The 21,315-nt window shown below is 42.7% G+C and carries 23 protein-coding genes; 5 read left to right on the forward strand and 18 right to left on the reverse strand.

The features are described 5' to 3' along the window. Nucleotides 1-66: 66 nt before the first annotated feature. Entirely contained in the window at nt 67-1,959 is a 1,893-nt protein-coding gene (locus IGK85_RS14635; RefSeq protein ID WP_429972319.1) for a M13 family metallopeptidase, read from the forward strand. A gap of 63 nt (nt 1,960-2,022) precedes the next feature. On the opposite strand, the gene IGK85_RS14640 is transcribed toward IGK85_RS14635, so the two are convergent. Both IGK85_RS14640 and IGK85_RS14645 read right to left on the reverse strand, forming a co-directional pair. Next, entirely contained in the window at nt 2,023-2,631 is a 609-nt protein-coding gene (locus IGK85_RS14640; protein WP_008379316.1) for a hypothetical protein, read from the reverse strand. Nucleotides 2,632-2,768: 137 nt separating this feature from the next. Further along, a complete protein-coding gene (locus IGK85_RS14645) occupies nt 2,769-3,323 on the reverse strand; it encodes a hypothetical protein (protein ID WP_008379314.1) in 555 nt (184 codons plus the stop codon). A gap of 870 nt (nt 3,324-4,193) precedes the next feature. Between IGK85_RS14645 and IGK85_RS14650 the strand changes: the two genes are divergently transcribed. Continuing rightward, nucleotides 4,194-5,210, forward strand: a complete 1,017-nt coding sequence (locus IGK85_RS14650) for a hypothetical protein (RefSeq protein ID WP_008379311.1) — start codon at nt 4,194-4,196, stop codon at nt 5,208-5,210. A 101-nt stretch (nt 5,211-5,311) separates the two neighbouring features. On the opposite strand, the gene IGK85_RS14655 is transcribed toward IGK85_RS14650, so the two are convergent. The 3 genes from IGK85_RS14655 to IGK85_RS14665 are packed head-to-tail and all read right to left on the reverse strand — an operon-like array spanning nt 5,312 to nt 6,914. Beyond that, entirely contained in the window at nt 5,312-5,611 is a 300-nt protein-coding gene (locus IGK85_RS14655; protein ID WP_008379310.1) for a hypothetical protein, read from the reverse strand. Further along, entirely contained in the window at nt 5,612-6,175 is a 564-nt protein-coding gene (locus IGK85_RS14660; RefSeq protein WP_008379309.1) for a cysteine hydrolase family protein, read from the reverse strand. It abuts the gene before it with no gap. A 43-nt stretch (nt 6,176-6,218) separates the two neighbouring features. Beyond that, nucleotides 6,219-6,914, reverse strand: coding sequence for a 5'-methylthioadenosine/adenosylhomocysteine nucleosidase (locus IGK85_RS14665; protein WP_005227823.1), 696 nt, complete (start codon nt 6,912-6,914; stop codon nt 6,219-6,221). 152 nt (nt 6,915-7,066) lie between these two features. Between IGK85_RS14665 and IGK85_RS14670 the strand changes: the two genes are divergently transcribed. Then, nucleotides 7,067-7,669 carry a class I SAM-dependent methyltransferase gene (locus tag IGK85_RS14670; RefSeq protein ID WP_008379308.1) on the forward strand — a complete coding sequence of 201 codons (603 nt, stop codon included), beginning with the start codon at nt 7,067-7,069 and terminating at the stop codon, nt 7,667-7,669. Nucleotides 7,670-7,726: 57 nt separating this feature from the next. Here the strand turns inward: IGK85_RS14670 and macP are convergent, their stop codons facing one another. Both macP and IGK85_RS14680 read right to left on the reverse strand, forming a co-directional pair. Beyond that, nucleotides 7,727-8,023, reverse strand: a complete 297-nt coding sequence (macP, locus tag IGK85_RS14675) for a cell wall synthase accessory phosphoprotein MacP (RefSeq protein ID WP_005233519.1) — start codon at nt 8,021-8,023, stop codon at nt 7,727-7,729. Next, the gene (locus IGK85_RS14680) at nt 8,016-8,594 is read right to left on the reverse strand and encodes an NUDIX hydrolase (protein ID WP_008379307.1); all 579 of its coding nucleotides are present in this window, start codon (nt 8,592-8,594) and stop codon (nt 8,016-8,018) included. Before IGK85_RS14680 ends, macP begins: the two co-directional genes overlap by 8 nt. A 218-nt stretch (nt 8,595-8,812) precedes the next feature. Here IGK85_RS14680 and IGK85_RS14685 point away from each other — a divergent pair, with 218 nt between their 5' ends. Together IGK85_RS14685 and IGK85_RS14690 are read left to right on the forward strand one after the other, a co-directional pair. Continuing rightward, nucleotides 8,813-9,454: a 5-bromo-4-chloroindolyl phosphate hydrolysis family protein gene (locus IGK85_RS14685; RefSeq protein WP_008379306.1), complete on the forward strand. Its 642-nt coding sequence runs from the start codon at nt 8,813-8,815 to the stop codon at nt 9,452-9,454. A gap of 97 nt (nt 9,455-9,551) precedes the next feature. Then, nucleotides 9,552-10,745 carry a toxic anion resistance protein gene (locus IGK85_RS14690; RefSeq protein ID WP_005233515.1) on the forward strand — a complete coding sequence of 398 codons (1,194 nt, stop codon included), beginning with the start codon at nt 9,552-9,554 and terminating at the stop codon, nt 10,743-10,745. 84 nt (nt 10,746-10,829) lie between these two features. Here the strand turns inward: IGK85_RS14690 and IGK85_RS14695 are convergent, their stop codons facing one another. The 11 genes from IGK85_RS14695 to IGK85_RS14745 all read right to left on the reverse strand — a co-directional run bounded on the left by IGK85_RS14695 (nt 10,830) and on the right by IGK85_RS14745 (nt 21,298). Beyond that, nucleotides 10,830-12,161 carry a sensor histidine kinase gene (locus IGK85_RS14695; RefSeq protein WP_008379305.1) on the reverse strand — a complete coding sequence of 444 codons (1,332 nt, stop codon included), beginning with the start codon at nt 12,159-12,161 and terminating at the stop codon, nt 10,830-10,832. Then, complete coding sequence (locus IGK85_RS14700) at nt 12,155-12,841, reverse strand: response regulator transcription factor (RefSeq protein WP_005233513.1); 687 nt, start codon at nt 12,839-12,841, stop codon at nt 12,155-12,157. Before IGK85_RS14700 ends, IGK85_RS14695 begins: the two co-directional genes overlap by 7 nt. A gap of 74 nt (nt 12,842-12,915) precedes the next feature. Further along, complete coding sequence (locus IGK85_RS14705; RefSeq protein ID WP_005233508.1) at nt 12,916-13,074, reverse strand: hypothetical protein; 159 nt, start codon at nt 13,072-13,074, stop codon at nt 12,916-12,918. Nucleotides 13,075-13,114: 40 nt separating this feature from the next. Continuing rightward, a complete protein-coding gene (locus IGK85_RS14710) occupies nt 13,115-14,428 on the reverse strand; it encodes a PASTA domain-containing protein (protein ID WP_008379304.1) in 1,314 nt (437 codons plus the stop codon). Then, on the reverse strand, nt 14,421-15,095 hold the full coding sequence (locus IGK85_RS14715) for an ABC transporter ATP-binding protein (RefSeq protein WP_008379303.1): 675 nt from the start codon (nt 15,093-15,095) through the stop codon (nt 14,421-14,423). The genes IGK85_RS14710 and IGK85_RS14715 overlap by 8 nt, the downstream gene beginning before the upstream one ends. A 12-nt stretch (nt 15,096-15,107) precedes the next feature. After that, nucleotides 15,108-16,562 (reverse strand): ABC transporter permease, encoded by a 1,455-nt coding sequence (locus IGK85_RS14720; RefSeq protein ID WP_005233505.1) that lies wholly within the window; start codon nt 16,560-16,562, stop codon nt 15,108-15,110. A gap of 273 nt (nt 16,563-16,835) precedes the next feature. Then, complete coding sequence (locus IGK85_RS14725) at nt 16,836-18,221, reverse strand: APC family permease (RefSeq protein WP_005233503.1); 1,386 nt, start codon at nt 18,219-18,221, stop codon at nt 16,836-16,838. 23 nt (nt 18,222-18,244) lie between these two features. Continuing rightward, a complete protein-coding gene (locus tag IGK85_RS14730; RefSeq protein WP_008379298.1) occupies nt 18,245-19,111 on the reverse strand; it encodes a GRP family sugar transporter in 867 nt (288 codons plus the stop codon). Nucleotides 19,112-19,226: 115 nt separating this feature from the next. Continuing rightward, nucleotides 19,227-20,264 (reverse strand): two-component system sensor histidine kinase SapS, encoded by a 1,038-nt coding sequence (gene sapS / locus IGK85_RS14735; RefSeq protein ID WP_008379296.1) that lies wholly within the window; start codon nt 20,262-20,264, stop codon nt 19,227-19,229. Next, nucleotides 20,261-20,935 (reverse strand): two-component system response regulator SapR, encoded by a 675-nt coding sequence (sapR, locus tag IGK85_RS14740; RefSeq protein WP_005227794.1) that lies wholly within the window; start codon nt 20,933-20,935, stop codon nt 20,261-20,263. The genes sapS and sapR overlap by 4 nt, the downstream gene beginning before the upstream one ends. 159 nt (nt 20,936-21,094) lie before the next feature. Further along, nucleotides 21,095-21,298 (reverse strand): hypothetical protein, encoded by a 204-nt coding sequence (locus IGK85_RS14745; protein WP_005227790.1) that lies wholly within the window; start codon nt 21,296-21,298, stop codon nt 21,095-21,097. Nucleotides 21,299-21,315: the final 17 nt, after the last annotated feature.

Here is a 21,315-nt window from a genome sequence, read left to right on the forward strand (position 1 = left end):
AAAACTTTTCTTTGCGTCCTTACAGATTTTGTTTCATAATAGTAGAAAGCGAGAGGAGCGAAAGACATGACAACCTTGTTAAAAGATGATTTTTATGACTATGTAAATGGCGAGTGGCTGGAGACCGCTGTTATTCCAGCAGATAAACCCGCTACGGGTGGATTCCAAGATCTCGTTGACGGAATCGATTCCTTAATGATCGCAGAATTTGAAAATATGGCACACGATCCCCATGCTACGCCAAAAGGCCGCATGAAGGATGCTGTGGCTTTTTACCGCTTAGCCAGCGATTTTGCCCAACGAGAGGCAGCTGGCGCTACTGAAGCAAATGCACTATTAGCAAAAATCGAAGCGTTGCGTTCTTATGAGGAATTGAATCAGCAACTGGCAAGTTTCGTTTTAGATGGCATTGCCTTGCCTTTCCAACTGGATGTCGATGCAGACATGAAAAATGCGCAAATGAATACTTTGTCGGTCTATCCGCCTGCTACTATTTTGCCGGATAAAACCTATTACACAGAAAATCCCCAAGCAGGCGAAATGCTGCAAGTCTACTTTGAGATGGCCGTCAACGTTTTAGTTGCTTACGGAAAAGACCAAGCAGAAGCGGAATCGTTGGTAGAGCAAGCGATCGCATTTGATAAATTGATCGCCCCTCACGTCCGCAGTGCGGAAGAAAGTGCGGATTATAGTAAAAACTACAATCCTCGCTCCTTGGAGGAATTTGCAAAGCAAGCTAGCAAGATCGATTTTACACAACTCTTGACAGCCCTTTTACCAGGTACACCAGAAGAGCTGATCATAACGGAACCCGCTTACTTTGAAGCCTTTGACATTATTGTTTCTGATAGCCATTTTGAACTCTTGAAAGGCTGGATGATCGTCAACCAAAGCTTGCGCTATACTAGCTATTTGAGTGAAGAATTGCGTCAGTTAGGCGGAACCTACAGTCGCTACTTATCAGGGATCGATGAAGCGGCTCCCCAACAAAAAGCGGCTTATTACTTAACGATGGGTCATTTTAGTCAAGTGATCGGTGATTATTATGGACGCAAGTACTTTGGGGAAATGGCGAAAAAAGACGTCAAACACATGGTGGAAACAATGATTGCTGTCTACCAAGATCGTTTGCGCAACAACACGTGGTTAAGTGAAGAAACCCGCCAAAAAGCGATCATCAAATTGAATCGTTTAGGCATCCATGTCGGGTACCCTGATCAAGTTCCTGCTATTTATGATCAATTGCATACCGATGAAGGGAAAAGTCTGTTGGCAAATGCCCTGCATTTCAATCGTTTGTTCCGAGAAGATGGCTTCAAAAAATGGCAGCAGCCCGTGGATCGCGAGGAATGGGAAATGTCCGCCGCTACCGTGAATGCCTACTATCACCCATTTAAGAACGTGATCGTTTTCCCAGCGGCAATTTTACAAGCGCCCTTTTATAGTTTGGAACAATCCACCAGCGCAAATTATGGGGGGATCGGCGCGGTCATTGCTCATGAGATCTCCCACGCCTTTGACAACAACGGGGCAAAATTTGATGAATATGGTAATTTAAACAATTGGTGGACAGAAGAAGATTTGGCACACTTTGAACGCTTAGCTCAAGCGATGATCGACGAGTTTGATGGCCTGCCATTTGCCGGCGGTAGCGTCAACGGAACATTGACTGTTTCTGAAAACATCGCCGATGCAGGCGGACTAAGCTGTGCGCTAGAAGCAGCGCAAAAAGAAAGCGATGTTTCTTTAACAGACTTCTTCACCAATTGGGCGAAGATTTGGCGTACAAAAGCCAAAGAACAATACCAACAGCTCTTACTGGCGATCGATGTCCACGGACCAGCGAAACTACGGGCCAATATCCAAGTCCAAAATATCGATGAATTTTATACAACCTTTGATATCAAACCTGGTGACCCTATGTATCGTGCACCAGAAGATCGTGTGCAGATCTGGTAAACAAAAGCGTAAGAAAAAGACAAACCATAGATAGCTAGGGTTTGTCTTTTTGCTATGGATTTTTTAGAAGTGATAGATGAACGAGACAACTAACGAAAGAACCCCCAGGAGAATATGAATGATACCTATGCCTACGAAAAAACAAAGCAAGACATGGTACATCCTGCATTTTCTATCTTCATAATAAAAGGCTTTATAATAGTCGAATGCCAATACACACCGCAGTAAAACATAGAACATCATAAAAAAATGAAGAAAGTAGAGCCGTTCCAGATGATAGGTGATTTTCTCTAACGGTATCGTTCGAGATAGTAAACCAATCAAGGGATCGGCAGTGAAAATCAAGATAAAAAAACCGGCCAAGAAGAAGAAAACGTGCTCAATTCCAGCGAGATGCTTTTTGTATTCAGGAACAAGCTCATGACGGTTTAAACTTGAAGTTGTATTCCAGGCTAGCAAAAGTATCATTGCGGTTACTGCTGTCAACCCAATCGCGCGAATATCTGAATTTCCAAGAGTTCTTATAGGTCTAATCGAGAATCTACGAGGCCAAATTTGGGAGCTATGATATGCTTCAAGTAATATTGCAGCCCCCATAATTATATGATCAATAAGGGAATAGATCTTCCCTTTTCGCTGATAACTATCAAGGGGTTGATATCTTTTTTTCAAAACATTAAAAACCTCCTCACAATTTAAATGAAGCAATCCTGTAACAAACTTATGCGATTGAAAGACAATCTTTTAATCACCTAAAGCTTATCTTTTGCTAATGGATTCTTTTAGAAGGGTTGAATAAATGAGACAAATTAAGTAAGAGCTGCACGAAGAATACGAATGACACCTACGCCCACGAAAAAACAAAGCAAGACATAATACATCCTGCATTTTTTATCTTCATAATAAAAGGCTTGATAATAATCGAATGCCAATACACACCGCAACAAAACATAGAACATCATAAAAAAATGAAGAAAGTAGAGCCGTTCCAGATGATAGGTGATTTTCTCTACCGGTATCGTTCGCGATAGTAAACCAATCAAGGGATCGGCAGTGAAAATCAAGATAAAAAAACCAACCAAGAAGAAGAAAACGTGCTCAATTCCAGCGATATGCTTTTTGTATTCAGGAACAAGCTCATGGCGGTTCAAACTTAAAGTTGTCTCCCAAGCTAGCAAAAACACCATTGCGCTCACAGCCGACAACCCAATCCCACGAATATCTGATCTCCCACGAATTATAGGTCTAATTGGGGAGCTATGATATGTTTCAAGTAATATTGCAGCCCCCATAATTATATGATCAATGATGGAATAGATTTTTCCTTTTCGCTTGTATAACGTCACTTGATCCGTTTTCCCCAATACAAAGCCCCCTATTCTATTCATAACTGAGTATATTTTTGAAAAAACTTTTCCTATGGCAATGAGGTATGGACGTAAACTCCGAAGACACTATTTGCGAAATAAAAAGTTTATGGACATGATCCACATATAGAAGAGTGCACCTCCTACTAGAAATAAAAAGCTGTATACATAAATATAGCCCATGTAGCATTTTCTTTTTTTGTAATAAAAGGCTTGATAGTAATCAAAAGCGAATAAACACCGTATCAAAGCGAACAGTAACATAAGTAGATTGAGAAAATACAATCGATCGAAGTGATACATAATCTGTTTCAAAGGTAATTGGTTTCGAAAAAGCAAATGATTAATTAAGCTTTCTGATCTGAATAAAAGCAAAATAAAAGAGACGAGTAAGCCGAGAAAAAAACTGATTTCTATACTATGTTTTTTTTCTTTAGGAATGTTTTTATGCGCATTCAACAAATAGGTCTTATAAAGAGAGTAGGACATTAATACGCTAAATAAGCCACCTACCATATACTCGTTCGTCCCCGGAATATGTAAATACTTAGGAATCGTAAGCGGAAAAGAATGATATGCACTAAAACAAAGGGCTGAGGTGATCACTAGATAATCAATCAAAGCATACAATTTTCCTTTAGTTGTATCATCGTCGAATATCTTGAATTTTTTCACTTCCCTCCTCTTTTAGCAATCAAGGTTATCTGCTTAGGGATACCTCCAAAAATTAAGACGAAATAACTAATCCTACATTTTTTAAACAAATTAATCAAATTTAGATAAAATAATTCATTTTTGTATTTTTATACGATAAATTTAACTTGTATAACACGTGTTGTCAAACTTTAATTATGAGGAGGAATTGAAATGAAGCAAAAATATTCAGTTATATTGTTACTTGTCGTTTTACTGAGTGGTTTTTTCTCACCAATCACGGCATATGCTGTCAGTGAGAGTGGCAATTTTGCAGATGTTCCTGATGACCATTACGAAAAAGCGAATCTATTGGTCGCCCTTGAAGAAGAGCTAGTAGAAATCGGTTTATCTTTGGAAATCTTTGCTAATACGAGTATCGATTTTGAAAATTTACAGTACCAGTCACTAATGCCAGCAGAGGAGCGTTCAGAAAGAAATTTACCAGCTGTTACGCCGGTCGTTCCTTTTGAGTTTCCTAAAGTCAAACAATTTGCCACCAGAATTTACGGAAACAATCCCACCAATGATCAACTAATGCACACTTTTATGCTTTATTATTTTGATGTGCATGATTATGATCGCAATGCTGGGCTGGTGGGTGACAGACTTCCCCTTCGTTACTACCCTGAGTATTACACCTTCAATGACACCAATGCTTACAATGCCTTTCTTAGAACCACTACGGGAACCAAGTACTTGAATTTTGCGTTATCATCTTATGATACGGTAACTAGTCTTAAAGATTATTTTTCTCAAACTTCTATCTCTGAGATAAGGAATCAGGCTTCCTTTGTAAAGACAACAATCGCCTCAGCAAAATTAAAGCTGGATACTAAAGACTTATTTAAGAGCATTCAATCTACATTTGAAGATTACAACACCTTGAAATCCATAAACTCCCCAGAAAAATTCATGGAAGAAATCTCTAATATGATCGATACACAAGAAACCATCGATCAAGCTTCGAAAAAGGCTTTAAAAGGGATGTATGACACCGTTTTAGACTCTGTCTTTCTTCTACTTATGGGTGCAAATCCAATTGGGATAGCGGGAATCGCTACCATGTATGTTACCGCTATGGCGACAATGTACGTATCTATTATTGATCTTGCTGCCATCAATACTTTAGCGGGTACACGAAACAGCCGTCTAAACTTTAGACAGCTTAATAACTGGGGTATGTGGTAGCAAATAAAAATCAATTTGTTACCTATCCCCACCACTTACTATATGAAGAAGGAACCTTCGGAAATCAGTTGATTTTCGAAGGCTCCTTCTTCTATCGTTGTTTATTTCTGTAAAGCTTTTTTCATCATACTAATCACAGAATCGAATTGAGAATGCTCATTGACGACTTGATCGGCTTTTTGTCGATTGGGGCGGTCTTTTAGAAAGTCGAAGATTTGGTTTTCATTCTGGATTCCTAGTTTAGCCATAAACTCATCCAAGTTCTGAAAATCTGTATACTTTTGTAAGAAGTCATTGTTCAACAACGCCTTCACATCAAGATTCCCTTTTTGATACGCTTGATAAAGGCTAGTCAGTTCACTGAAACTGAAATTTGCTTTTAATTGATCCATCCATCCCATTTATGCTTCCTCCTTCGCAGAAATGATTTTCGCACCAAGGGTATTTTCAAAATGGCGTAGTGCCCATTCATGTCCGACCGCGTCAAAGCTGGCAACGGTATCTGCATCGATCACCAGTTGGTAGCCTAAATTATAGGCATCCACTGCTGTATGCAAGACACAGATGTCGGTACAAACGCCGGTCAGGTACAATTCCGTGATCCCTCTTTCCCGGAGTCGGATGTCCAAGTCGGTACCACTAAACGCTGAGTAATGGCGCTTGTCGATCCAATAGACATTTGGCGCTTCCTGATAGGTTTCATAAAGCGGGGCTAAACGACCATAAAGATGTCGCCCCGCACTGCCCGCAAGATTGTGAGGTGGGAACAAGCGGTTTTCAGGATGATAGTTGTCTGTTTCCTCATGACGATCAATGGCAAAAACGACATACTCACCGGCTTCGATAAAGGCTTGCGTCCGAGCCACTAAGGCAGCTTCAATCGCTTGCCCAGCAGCACCCGTGGTCAATCGTCCCTCATCTGCAACAAAATCAAACGTATAATCAATGGATAGTAATGCTCTCATGCTTCCTTCCTCCTCTTACGGATCGGCTCTCCTGTTTTTTAAGTTACTTTAATGTTTCAACGAATGCCAAGACCATTTCAGCGGAACGCTTGCCAGCTTCTAAGATAAACTCATCAAAAGAGACGGTTGCTGCGTGGTCGGCGGTGTCGCTGATCGCGCGCACGATCAAGAAAGGAATATTGAATTGCTGCGCGGTCTGTGCGATCGCGGCTCCTTCCATCTCACAAGCCAAGGCATCTGGAAAATGTCCTAAAATCTCCTGTACTTTTTGCGGGTCATGAATGAAGCTGTCGCCTGTAACGATCAGTCCCTTTTTCACGGTATGATGGGTCGCTTCTGCGGCTTTTGTCATCTCACTGATCAAATAGCGGCTGGCTTCATAATACAAAGGCATCCCACCAGGCAACTGGCCATATTCATAACCAAAGCCCGTCACATCGACATCAAAATAGGCCACTTTATCTGAGATCACTAAATCCCCTACTTGTAAACCGGCACCGATCCCACCAGCTGATCCAGTATTGATCACCATATTGACCCCGTATTGTTGGATCAGTAAACTAGTGGTGATCGATGCCAGAACTTTACCAATACCTGAACGAACGACGATCACTTCATGATTGCCGATACTTCCTGAAATAAATAGTGCGCCGCCGCGTTCCCAAGAAAGCGGTGAAATCAACTGTTCCCGCAACGCCTTGATTTCTTCCTCCATTGCACCAATAATACCAATTTTCATGTGTTTGCCTCCTGCTTCTCGTTTATTTTTCATCCTTTAAAATGAAAAACAACAGAAATTCCCACGTATCTACTGACGTGTTTTTTCTCCTTTCATGATAAACTAGTTTTGACGAAACGAACAGTTTTTTGTCATTATCAAAGGAGGCACTTATGTCTGAAATTTTCAACGCCATGGCAGCAAAATACGATACCCCTGAACGGATCGCGTTAGCACAATTAGTCACCCAAACCCTTGAACCTTATTTTAAAGACAACCAGCACCAAACTCTGATCGATATCGGCGGCGGTACCGGCCTAGTAAGTCTGCCCTTAGCAGCTTATGTCCAGCACTTAGCCATCTGGGATACTGCCCCTGGCATGATCGAGGTTTCTGAAAAAAAAATCAACCAACTGCAGCTGGCCAATGCTTCTGCAACTGTCCACGATCTGCTGCAAGAATCCTTACAAGCAAAAGCAGACGCTGTGCTGCTATCCCTCGTCTTGCTGCATATTCCTGACACAGCCGCTATGATGGAAAAACTATACGCCTTGCTGCAGCCAGGAGGAACCCTTTACCTAGTGGATTTCCTCAAAAATCCCGCCGTGTCTCACCCGCTGGTTCATAATGGGTTTGACCCTGCTGCATTGACTCAACTGACAGAGGCGATTGGGTTTACCGACACTTCCTTTACCGTTTTTCATGAAGCGGATCATTTGTTCATGAATCAGCCAGCGGCCATGTTTTTAGCTATTTTGAAAAAGCCGACCGAATAACAAAAAAGCCGCACTTGCAGAAGATGCAGGGGCGGCTTTTTCTTAGTACTAGATGAATCACAACAAAAAGATCGCCAAACCGACGACGACTAACAATAAAGTGACGATCACAATGGCTTTCATTAAAAAACGGTTCAGATCCCGAGATTTCTGGTTCTCACCGGCACGGGTCTTCGTGATTTCTTTGTTTTTCTTGCGCACTTTTCGGTAGTGGTTATCAATTTGTTTTTCTTTTTGTTTCCATTCTTTCTTGCTTTGCTTTTCTACGATTTGCTGATTACGTTCAGACGCCGCTTGTTCTTCTTCGCGTCGGCGTCGAAGTTCACTGCGGGTGATCAATGGTTCTTTAGGCAAGTCCGTTCCTCCGTTTCAATTCCAGCAACTCCCAAAATTGGATCGCAAACACGGTCTTCGCATCACAGATCGTTCCATCAGCGATAGCGGCTTGTGCTTGCTCTAAGCTCAATTCATAGACTTCCAGCACTTCGTCTTCGTCTTGCGGTAAGGGATTTGCCACTTTTTCCAGCTCTTTCGCATAATAGACGTGCAAGATTTCATTCGCAAAGCCTGGTGAAAGGTACATAGAAGAAACATGCTCTAGCGTTTTTGCGCGATAGCCAGTCTCTTCTTCCAATTCCCGGGCGCCAGTCAAATCTGGACGTGCGCCTTCTCCTGGATCGATTTTGCCTGCTGGTATCTCTAAAATCACTCGCTCTAATGGCTTTCTGAATTGGCGAACGAACAGCATTTTGTTCTCACTCGTCAAGGCGATCACGGCCACCCCACCTGGGTGGAAGACTAGTTCGCGTTTACTGGTTCCACCATTGGGCAAGGAGACATCATCAACCACCACATCAATGATTTTGCCATGGAAAATTTCATTCCGTTGGATCGTTTTTTCTTCAAAATCTTTAAATTCTAACATCTATCGACACCTAACTTTCCTCATACGTCTTATCTATCAAACACTTTAGCATAATTTAGAAAAAATATCTTCTTAAGAAATGGCAAGAAAGCTTATGAATTTACTAAAAATCGGAAAATCCACCCCAAGTCTGATATTTTTCTTTTAGTGAACATGCTAAAATAAAGATGTCGAATAACCCAATCTACTTGTCCAAGAGATTTTTAGGAGGAGGAAAAATGAAAAAAAACATCTGGCTGATCGTTGGTGCGATCGTCCTCATCAGTATTATTTTTAACGTAGTAGGCGATTCATTTGCGAGCCTATTATTAATCGTCGGTGCAATTTTAGTCTACGTCGGTATCAGAGGACGTAAAGTTCCGGCAGCGGATCCACAAGTTTTGCCTTCTTTAACGAGAGAACGAGAAGCCCATTACTTGAAGAGCGGAATGACTGCTCGTGAGATCGAATTGTTCCGTGAAACGATGAATCAGACGAAACACCAAATCGATAAATACCAAAAAAATATCACTAGCAATAACAAGTTAAAAGCCATTGACTTGCGTCACGATGCCTTGCGTGCCTCAAAAGCTCTTTTCAAAGAACTCGTAAAAGAACCAACTAAACTGCCTTTGGCAAGTCATTTCCTTTATACCCACTTGCCCAATATGGTCGATTTGACCGATAAGTTCATTGAAATCAATAGCCATGAGATCAAAAGTCGTGAGACCTATGATAAAATCGAAGAAAGCACACAAATTATCGAGCAAATGGCTTCCTTGATCGCCAAAGACTACTCCCAATTTGTAGCAGACGATCTTGATGACATGGATATTGAGTTATCCATTGCCAAACAAAGCATAAAACGAGATAATGAATAGGGATAGATTCTGATTGGCAACAAAAAAAGAATCTAAAAAAAAATCTAGCCCAGGCTAGATTTTTTTCGAAAGCAGACAATTATTAGGAGGAGTTATTATGAGTGACACACCAAATCAAGTAAAACCGGTAACGGATACGCTTGACGATTTATTGAACAACCCATTTTCAACCCCTGTCGACACTTTGACCACTACTCAACAAGCGGAGATCAGTCAGCTGAAAGAACAGCAAACAGCACCGCGTTTGATTGACAAATTACCGCCAGAGCGTCAAGCACAGGCCCAAGAATTAGCCAGCAAGATCGATGCAACTGACCAGCAAGCAGTCATCACCTATGGTGCAGCTGCCCAAACCAAACTTGGGGAGTTTTCCCAATCTATGTTGAACCATGTCCAAGCAGCTGATATCGGCCCTGTGGGCGACTCATTGACTGAGTTGATGTATCGCTTGCAAGAAGCCAATCCAGATGAACTGCGTGCAGGTGAAGGCAACTTATTCAAGCGGATGTTTGGTAAAGTAAAACAATCCATTTTTGAAATCACCGCTAAATACCAAAAAATCGGTGCCCAAATCGACAAGATCGCCGTCAAATTGGATAAAGAAAAAGACGGTTTGCTAAAAGACAACCTGATGTTGGAACAGTTGTATCAAAAGAACAAAGATTACTTCGATGCATTGAACATCTACATTGCCGCTGGCGAGTTGAAGATGCAAGAATTGCAAACCAAAATCATTCCTGAAGCCATGAAAAAAGCAGAAGAAACGAATGATCAAATGGACGTACAGATCGCCAACGATTATACGCAATTCCTAGATCGTTTAGACAAACGGACCCATGACTTGCGCTTGGCACGTCAAATCACGATCCAACAGGCACCGCAAATTCGCCTGATCCAAAACACGAACCAAGCGTTAGCAGAAAAAATCCAAGCTTCTGTCAATACAGCGATCCCACTATGGAAAAACCAAGTGGTCATTGCCTTGACTTTATTGCGTCAAAAAGATGCAGTTACGGCACAGCGCCAAGTTTCTGAGACCACCAATGATCTATTGAAGAAAAACTCAGAAATGTTGAAAGTTTCTGCTATTGAAACAGCGAAAGAAAACGAGCGCGGCATCGTCGACATCGAAACATTGCAAAAAACACAAAACGACCTTGTGGAAACGATCCAAGAAACATTACGGATCCAAAAAGAAGGAAAAGAAAAACGTCGTGCTGCCGAAGTGGAATTAGGTCATCTAGAAGAAGACTTGAAAGACCGCTTATTGGATTTAACTAGCAACAAGTAAATTTCACCTATCAAAAGAGGACTTCCATTCCCGGAGTCCTCTTTTTTTGAAAAAATTGATTTAAGTGAAGGCAGCAATCAAATCTCAATGAAATGAAACTTCAAAGTGATTGACGCCGTCTTGATCCACCGTCAAACTGATTTGCGCCTCCAGCATTTCTGTGATGGCTTTGGCGATGGCTAAACCTAACCCATAGCCACCGTCTTGATGGTTGCGAGAAGGATCCCCGCGGTAGAAGCGGTCAAAGACATAGGGAATTTTTTCTTCGGGGATCAGACAACCACTGTTGGAGACTTGCAATACTGTCTTTCGTTGCCGTTCGATTAGGGCCACTTTGACTGTTTCTCCAGCGGGCGTGTATTTCAAGGCATTGTCTACCAATATCATGGTCAATTGCCGCAAGGCTTGCTCATTGCTTTCAAGGTGCACCTGTTTAGCGATCTGTTCCTGATAGTGGATCCCTTTTTCCAGCGCAATCGCCTCCATGCTTTGATAAACACTTTGCACGACTTGACTGGCGTCGATCAAAGAACGCACCATTTCTTGTTCGGCACTTTCGAATTTGGTCAACAGCAATAAGCTATTCACTAGCTCATCCATCCGTTCGGAACCTAACTGAATGTTTTTCAGCCATTTCATCTGGCTTTCCAAGGTTTCTTCTGGACTGCCAGCTAATACCTCAGCATTGACTTGAATGATCGCCAGTGGTGTTTTCAACTCATGGGAAGCGTTAGAAACAAACTCTTTTTGTTTGCGCCAAGCCAGTTCCACCGGTCGCAAGGCTCGATTGGCCACATAAAAACTAGCGATATAAATACTGGCTAAAGCTAAAACGCCGATGAGCAAAAGCGTGTTTCTTAGATTTCTCAGACTGGTCTTATAATCGGTGACATCAAAAAACATTACTTGGTAATACGGCTCATAGCTATTGATACTGGTAGAGTACATTCCCATTGACTCATTATTGATGGAATAATGGCTGAAAGAAGCTACCAAAAAGAGGGAATAGCGCCAATAACGATCATTCAACTTCACCTCGTTTGGTACTGCTCCTTGCTTCGTTGCTGTATCGACCAAAGCGGCATACAGTTCGCTCTCATCGACACCCTCATCATCACTTTGGATCTCAACGTCGACTTGATCGCTGACAACTAAGCCAATTTCTCTGACGTCACTCGTACTATTGATGACAGTCAAAATCATTGGATATTCTGGGTCTGCCAGTGATTGACGCACTTCTTCCTCATCTAACGGTGCTGCAGCTAGGAGATTTGATTCTTGCGAGACGAGCGATTGGATCTCGTTTTCAATTTGGGTGGCATTCAAAATATAGATAAAGGTAAAGGCACCTAAGACAATGATTGAGATCAACGCCATATTGAACCACAGCATTTTATTTCGCAATTTTTTTAACATGGTGGCTCCTTGCTCTGCAAAATATACCCCGCATTGCGGATCGTGCGAATGCCGATATCCGCTTCAAGCAGCGTCAGTTTTTTCCGCAGCAAAGACACATAGATTTCAACGCGGTTTTCTTCCACATCGGGATCAAAGCCCCAAATTTTATTGATGATGGTTTCTTTTGATAAAATCACTTTAGGTCTGGCTAAAAATAGCTCCATCAGTTTCATTTCTTTGGGTGACAGCACCACTTGATTGCTAGGCGTGGCTAACTGCAGCTCATTACGATCTAAGCCCACGTTGCCAAAGGCTAACTGGTCTTCTTGATAATCCAAATCTTTTCTTCTGCCTAGCGAACGAATCCGTGCCAGCAACTCTTTCATTTGAAAGGGTTTCGTCAAGTAATCATCTGCCCCTGCATCCAAGCCGAGTACTTTGTCATCGACTTCGCTTTTGGCCGTCAACATAATGATCGGCGTGCGAATATTTTGCTTGCGTAACGTCTTTAGCAATGTGATCCCATCGATTTTTGGCAGCATGATATCCAAAACGAGAATGTCATATACACCACTCGCTGCATAATCTAATCCGGTTTCGCCATCATACGCCAAATCAACGGAATAATGTTGTTTCTTCAATAAGCTGGCAACCGCTTCTGCGATCGATGGCTCATCTTCTACGAATAAGATCCGCATCGGTCAGTCCCCCTTTTACACTCATCATTTCTTTTTTCAATCACTTTTCGGTAAGCACAATCATTCCTGTAGGATCATTCCAATTGTTCTCCAATAAAACGTTCTGTTGAAACGATCCGCACGTGTTCGCTGGATTGATGAATCCACATGTGTAGCAACAATGCTACCATACCGCTTAGTAAAAACACAAACAGCTTTTTCCTAAGGTCTTGAAAATTCTCTTGATGACGCATGGGTTTCCTCCTTTTGCAGGTTGACTAAAAAAGAAAGCGACTATTCAGAATCAGATGCCGCTGGGGCTGTCTGATTGCCTAAGCTGATATCGAAGGTAATCGTATCTTCTAACGGTAAAAACTGATTGAACTTGCTCATCCCCACGATTGTCCCGTAGGGTTCTGCTGAATTGACATAACGGACTTGATAGCTGATGTTCGCCCCTTTTGAACGGAATTCATCAAAGAAGAGTTTTTGCAGATCCCCTTCAAGGATCTCGCTTCGACGGTAATCTTTGATATAAGGTTGACCTGCCGAATAGACGACTTCAATGCCTTTGTCATCTTTGCTGGTTAAGACGGTCCCGGCGGTCTCACTTTGCGAGATCAATTGTCCATAGGGCAGACTCTGAGTAAACTGCATCCGCATCCGCACAGTGACACCCTCAACAGCGGCCTGGGAATCATCTGGTAAAATCGTTGAAAAGTCTGGTACGGTGACCCCTTTCCCTAGGGAAATCGTTACTTGAAACGCATCCCGTTTCGCAATTTTTTCTTTTGGTGCCACGCTTTGTTCAATGACCTTGCCTTCTTCCACAGTATTCGAAGCCTGTTCTTTGACTTCAAGCTCCAGCTCATGGGCTTTCCCCCATGTTTCTACCTCTGCACGGGTTTTATCACTAAAGTCTGGTACTTCAATATCTTTTTCAAAGGTTTCTTCGCCTTTGGAATAAAAGACTCGTCCGACATCTCGACGATGATAGTTCTCTCGTGAGACTTCTTTATTGGTAAATTCTACTCGAATCGGTGCTTTTTCCTCGATCTCATCGTGGTATTCATCGACGATCGTCAAATTGCTTGCTTGATTTTTTTCGATCCACTCTGCTGCCTCGTCCCTCGTCATTTCCATAAAGTCTGGCAATGCCAATTTCTCTTCTGGATCAGGTCCTTGGCTCACGGTTAGATGCAGGGTGCTTCTTTTTCTGACTCGACTTCTGGCGGCTTCTGCTTGGGCGATCACTTGATTGGCTGGGGCTTCATCATAGGCTGGTGTGACATCAACCGCAAGATCATGTTCCGCTGCCCATTCTCTGACCTCTGAGATCTCTTTGTCCACAAAGTTATCCAACCGGACATACGCCAATTGGAAAAATAAAAAGCCGCTGAGTATAAAGAGTCCAAGCAAGGCAGCTAACCCTAGCAGTCGTTTTTTTCGCCGCTTCTTTTTGAAGGAGGGATCATGTTCGATCCCCTCTTCTAAAGAAGCTGAACCTTTTTCTTTGCGGGAAGCACGGGAAGAAGGTACTTCGGCTGCTGCTGATCCCTTGTCTGGCTGTTTCGGTTCTTCTTCAAACTTCGATAAAAAATCACTCATAGGCCGTCAACGCACCTTTTTTTAAGTAAAAAGTCTGATCTGACTGCTTGGCGATCTCGGTCGAATGGGTCACTACGATGATGCACTTGTTGTGGATCGCCGCTAGTTCTTTAAAAATATCCACGATTTCTTGTTCCATGCCTTCATCCAAATTCCCGGTAGGTTCATCGGCTAAAATGATATCAACGTTGGTCGCTAAAGCACGAGCGATGGCGACCCGCTGCTGTTCCCCACCGGAAAGCTGATTGACGAAACGATCGGCTTTCGTGGAATTGATGCCGATATAGTCCAGCAAACGATACGCAATTTGATCGTGCTGATCCGGGAGTTTGTTGTCTGAAATCGCCATCGAAACAAGGACGTTTTCTAAAGCCGTCAAATAAGGGATCAAGTTGTAACTTTGAAAAATCAGACTGATTTTGTTGCGGCGATATTCTTCATAACCGATCGTTTTGATATTTTTTTCTTCAAAAAACACTTCCCCATCGGTTGGCTGATCCAATGCACTGATCAAGGAAAGAAAAGTGGTCTTTCCTGAGCCTGATTTTCCTAAGATCGTGTAAAATTTGCCTTTTTCAAAGGAGATATTGGTTTTATCTAAAATTTTCCGGCGATTCTCGCCATCTTGGTAGTAATACGTCATGTCTTTTGTTTCTAAAATTGCCATGTTCATCGCTCCTTACAGCATGATTTTTTTCGGATTCAACCGTAAAATGTACAACAGCGGCACCACTGCCGAAAGCAAGATCGTCACGATCCCAGTCGCTAAAAAGGCGATCACATAAGATAAGGTATATTGAACGCGAAACGCCTCGTTGATCGTCGCTTGGTCGATTTTCGGTGCCCCCACAAAGAATTGTTCCATCCCTGCCTGGTTTGCCTCTAGCATACTGCTGGCTAACAAAGATTCAGAAACCATCTTGCCCAGCATATTCCCTGTAACCAAAGAGATCAGCATTGCACTGACACCAATCAACAGGAGTTCGATCACAATCTGTGCAAACACGTATTTCCGGCGTTCCCCTAACGAAAGGTAGATGCCTAACTCATATTTACGATCACGGGTAAACAACACAATGATCAAGGAGATAATAATCAAGGAAGCAATCACCGCAATCACTACGACATACGAGGAAATTTGTGATAAGCGATTCATACTGGTTCCCACACGGTCATACTCATCCGTAGAAGCATTGACCTTATAGCCATTTGGCAAGAGTGGTGTCACCTCTTGTTTGAATTGTTCTGCATCTTCTGGTTGATTCAAAATAAATTGCGGGGTAAAGAAATCCTCGTCAGATCCGGGGTCTGTCGCTGGAAACGCCGCTTGTCGCCCCGCACGTTCCTCTTCAACAATCGTTTTCACAGCATCATTTGGCATATAGATCCGATTGAAGGGACGATCATCAAAAGCAAACGAGCTGACTCCCCCCTCTTGTCCTTGTTCATTCGCTTTTTCTAAGCTGGTATTTTTAAAGATCCCGACGATTTCGATAGGATAATCATTGCCTTTTTGTTTCTCTGGATCTCCACCAGATGAATAATCGATAAACTGTCCATCTAATACCATGGTGTCACCAACGGTCAAGCCGTTTTCCTGAGCCACCTCTTCAGAAATCAACCCTACACGTTTTCCGGTACGCTGTTCCTCTTCTGTAAAGAAGCGTCCCTGAGTTAAATTCACCGTATCTTCTTCAAAATCCAACGGTTGTAAGAGATTGGTTCCTGTTAAATAGACCCAAGAATCCATACCTCCAGAAACCATGATATTCTCGTTTTCAACTTCTGGTCTAAAACTATAGGGTTTGAATTTATCAACAGCAATCATTGCTTCTCGCAAATAGTCATACTGTTTGACTTCCGAGCGCTCGCCAATTTGTTTGATCAGCTCCTCCGGCAGCGGCTGAATCTCCTCCATACTTGCGCCGCCCTCACTATTTGCCATCAAGGCTTCATAGTCGATATCGATCGTTGCGAGGGAACCTAATTGGTTTTTGATCTGCTTTTCGACATTTTGAGTCGACTGATTGACCGCAATTGCACCAGCGATCACATTTCCTAAAATTAGAATAACAGCAAACAATATTGCAGATTTCCCTCGCTTTCTCGTCACACTCAGCCATGCCCGTTTCATATAATTCAATTGCCAACATCCTCTCTTTTTTTCTCTAACAAAAGCATACTGGATGAACCTTTAGCGAATCTGTCATTTGGAAAATTTCTCAAAAAAAGCAGATTCATAGAGGACTTTTGATCAAGAAAGACTGTCATTGCAATGATCAGCACCAGAAATGACCACTATTTGAATAACAAAAAAAGCCTCCTAAAACGCTGCTTATAGGAAGCTCGGCTATATTTACATAAAAAAAGACAAAAACCGCATCCGGGTCTTTGCCTTTTCACAATCCTATTCGTCAATTTTCTCATTTAATTCGCTGTTACGATAGCCATATACAAAATAGATCGCGATTCCGATCACTAAGGAGATCCCAAAAACGATCCAGGTCGCCGTTTGTAGACGGGTCATCAAGAAGAGACAGCTGGCAACGGACAACAAAGGCAATAACGGTACCAGTGGTACTTTGAATTCGCCTTTAGCAGGTGGGCCCATCATCTTCCGCAGCTTGATGATTCCTAAGGACATTAAGATCATATACGACAATGCCGCAATGTTGGTCAATTCTGCCAAGATATTCAATGGGAAAGCTGCCGCAAAGAAGAAAGCAAAAACACCCGCGATGTAGGTCGCTTTCTTTGGTGTTTGATGCTTTGGATCAATGGCTTGCATCGCTTTTGGCAATAACCCATCTTTACTGATGGCATATAACAGACGCGCCAAGGAGTACATCATAGCGATCGTCACTGTTAATAAGGTCAAGATCGCACCCACAGAAATGATTGATCCGACAACCCCATGACCGACATAACGCATCGCAAAAGCTACCGGATCATTGACTCCTAATTCCGCAAACGGAACGATTCCCGTCATGATCAGTGTGACAATGATATAAAGGACAGTTGCGATCGCAATGGAGCCAATGATTCCTCGAGGGACATTTTTCTTGGCATCTTCGACTTCTTCCGCTGCCATTGCGACGGCATCAAAGCCAAGAAAAGCAAAGAAGACTAACGCTGCACCATTAAAGACGCCTGAAAAACCAAAGGGCATAAAGGGCTGCCAGTTGTCTGGTTCCACGAAAAAGGCACCAAAGACGATAAACAAGAGGATCACGCCGAATTTGACCCATACCATGGCATTGTTCAAACGTAACGCTTTTTTCGCTTCTTGGCTGACCCACAAGGTTACAAAAATAATGACTAAACCAGCAATCAAATCAATGTAGGTCCCCTTGCTTGGGTCATAACCGCCCGTCAAAGCGGTTGGTAAATGGATATCCGCACTGGCCAAAAAGCCTTGCACATAGCCTGACCAGCCAGATGCTACCGAAGAAACGGCCAATAAGAACTCGCAAATCAAAAACCAGCCTGCCAGCCACGCGGTAAATTCACCAAAAACGACATACAGATACGAATAGGCGCCCCCTAAAACGGGGATCCGAGAAGCAAATTCCGCAAAAGAAAGCCCTGATAACACAACAACGATACCAGCTACAACAAAGGAAAGAATCAATGCCGGTCCGGCATACTCAGCAGAAGCAGTCCCTGTAACAACAAAGATACCTGTGCCAATAATGGCGCCGATCCCCAACATAATCAAATCTTTTAACTTCAACTCTTTTTTTAAATTCGTCACACTTTCCCGTTGTATGACTTTTTTTCGAAATAAATCCATAACTCCTCCTCAAAAATATACGTTTATGTTGCTTTCATATACCCCAGCAAAACACCGCCGATAATCACCAGCAGACAACCAATCACCACATACCGCAGTTCTTTTTTGGTTTTCTTTTCGCCGAGAATAAAAATCCCGCCTAGCGTTGAAATGATGATTCCCATCTGCGACAATGAGAAGCCCACCGCTAGTCCGACTTGCTGAACCGTGATCAGCATGCAGACATTGCCGATGCCCCATAACAATCCTGACAAGGTATTTTTCCCTACAAAACGGTCGACCTTCGTCTTTCTTAAAGCAAATAGGCTGGCACCGATCAGCATCCCGACACTTTGTGGCAAAATGATCGCCAATGGGTCCAATCCTGCCCAAGTAATCAAAATCGTATAGGCGCCGTACCCAATCGTGGATGAGATCAATGCCCGAAATCCTTTAGGAAAATCAAGCATCTTGCTGCCGGCTTCTACCGGACTTTCACCATCTTGGCGAGCGGTCAGATAAGCCCCTATCACCAATAAGATCAATGCGCTAACACCTAATGCATAATCGCGGGTCTGTGTCCATTCTGCAAAAAACAATGCACCGGCGACCGTATTTAAAATTAGCTGCATCCCGGTTGAGAGCGGTAATCCAACAGACACACCTAAATATTTCATGCCATGGAATTGACCGTTTTGACCGACGGACCAAAAGAGACCAGACAAAAGACCGATCAAAATCACCTTTCCATCAATCACTGGCATCGTCACAAAATATACGACCAGAGAAAAGAAAAAGGCACCAATCGTCATTCCTAGCGTTTGCTGGTTCGCATCCCCGCCAAGTTTGGCACTTACTAAACCAATGCTGCCCCACGCAAACATTGGTACTAATGCAACGAGTATCTCCATTTCATTCATCCTTACCATTCAATTTTAAGCACAGGCTTTAGTGTATCAGTGAAAACGTTCTAGGGACAAGTGGTTTTTGTCAAAAAACACAAAAAGATACTCGAAAAAAAGCAGATTAGCGTTTTTCCTCATAATAACTCAACAAGGGAAAGAACAGCGTCATGGTGGTTCCTTTTCCAACTGTCGACGAAGCCGTTAGCTCGATGCCTAATTCCTTCGCTAAACTTTTCGCTAAAAAGAGCCCTAATCCCGTCGAGTGGGTGTCCGTTTGGCGCCCATTTTCGCCCGTAAAGCCTTTATCAAAGATGCGACGCATGTCTTCTTTAGGAATGCCGATCCCACTATCTTGCAAGTGGAGATAGGTTCCTTGGGCATCTTTTTCGATCCGAATTATCAGCTGCCCATTTTGTGGTGTGTACTTAACGGCATTGCTGACCAATTGTCGAAAGATAAAGCCGAGCCATTTTTCATCGGTCAACACTTGCTGATCCTCACCTTCAACGGCATAGTGCAGGTTCTTTTGGATAAAATAATTTGCCTGACTGCGTAAAACCGGCTGGATGACGGCTTTCAATGAAATTTCTTGGACCAGATAATCTTTTGAAAAGCTGTCCAAACGGGCGACGTACAAGACTTGCTCGACATATTCGTTCATGCGGTTCAATTCATTTTCTAGTAAGATGAATTTTTCATCTGGAATATCAAATTCGATCGAATGCAAAAGCAATCGTGATGCGGCTAAAGGTACTTTGATTTCATGGACCCACGAATCGATGTATTCCTTTTGTTCTTCTTGATTGCTGACGACTTGCTGCATCAATTCTTGGTGCTCTCGGATCAACTGATTGATGTAAGATTCGATCCGTTCTTCTTCCGCCGAGCGTGCTCCTTGCAAGTAGTTTTGCAGCAAGCTGTCTCCGGGCTTGGGGGTGATTTTTTGCCAAAAACGCCGCTTAGATAAGTAGCTGATTGCCAAAAAGAACACCATCAAGACACTTTGCATCAAAAAGAGATAGCCGACTGTACCCCAATCCATCGGGGAATGAGGAGTCAGCCAAAAAACTAAGACCGTCAACACGAAAAAGACCAGCCAGCCAATAAACAGCAGCCAACGATCTTTCAAAAAACTGCGCAAAACCCGCCACTTTGTCATGGTACGATATACCCTTGACCAACCTTGGTTTCAATGTAGCCATTCATCCCCGCTTGTTCGATTTTTCGTCGCAAACGATTGATATTGACCGTCAAGGTATTGTCATCTACAAAACGCTCGTCATCCCATAAGGCCCGCAAGAGTTTTTCACGACTTAAAATCTTGCCGTGATTTTTCATCAAAATATACAGCAGGCGGTATTCGTTTTTGCTAAGATCGATGCTTTCGCCATTGATATACATGCTGCTGTTGTCGATATTGAGGGTCAAACCGTTATGCACTAACGTCTCGCTGCTGCTTTCTACATAGTTGTAGGAACGGCGCAATAAGGCATTGATTTTTGCAATCAGAACGTCGATCTCAAAAGGTTTTGTCACAAAATCGTCCGCCCCCATATTCATGGCCATGATCATATCCATATTGGTATTGCGACTGGAAATAAAAATGATTGGTACTTTGGAAGCTTCGCGGATTTTTTGACACCAATAGTAGCCATCAAAAACCGGCAAATTAATATCCAGTAAAATCAGTTGGGGCTCTTGTTCTTCAAAGTCAGTCAACACTTGATGGAAATCCGTCGTGCCAAAGGTCTCAAACTGCCATTTTTCTAGTTCTTCGATAATCAGTTGGCGAATCACCGCTTCATCTTCTACTACCATTATTTTTGCCATATCCGTGAATTCCCTCACTTTGCGTAATTTTCTCCTCTTTACTTTATCAAATATCAAAAACGAATGCGAACATTAATCGCCGTTTTTAGCAAACCCTAAAAAACCTCTTCACTGTCCTGAGGAATCAGTGAAGAGGCAAACAAAAAACGGACGACTAGGTTACTCGATGATCTCAACAGTCTCAATTAGTAGTTTTCCGATAAACAATAAAATCCCATCGAAAAAAAGCACACTCATGTTGACACCTAATAGCATTGATAACCGTTCAACGACATCGATTTTTGGTCGTTTGTTCAAATAACGAAACAAGAAAAAATTCACACCATACGTCACTGCCATGATCAGCAGCATCAAGATCACCATTTTAGTTCCCTGCTTTT

Source organism: Enterococcus sp. AZ015 (assembly GCF_050499225.1).
GTDB lineage: Bacteria > Bacillota > Bacilli > Lactobacillales > Enterococcaceae > Enterococcus_D > Enterococcus_D entomosocium.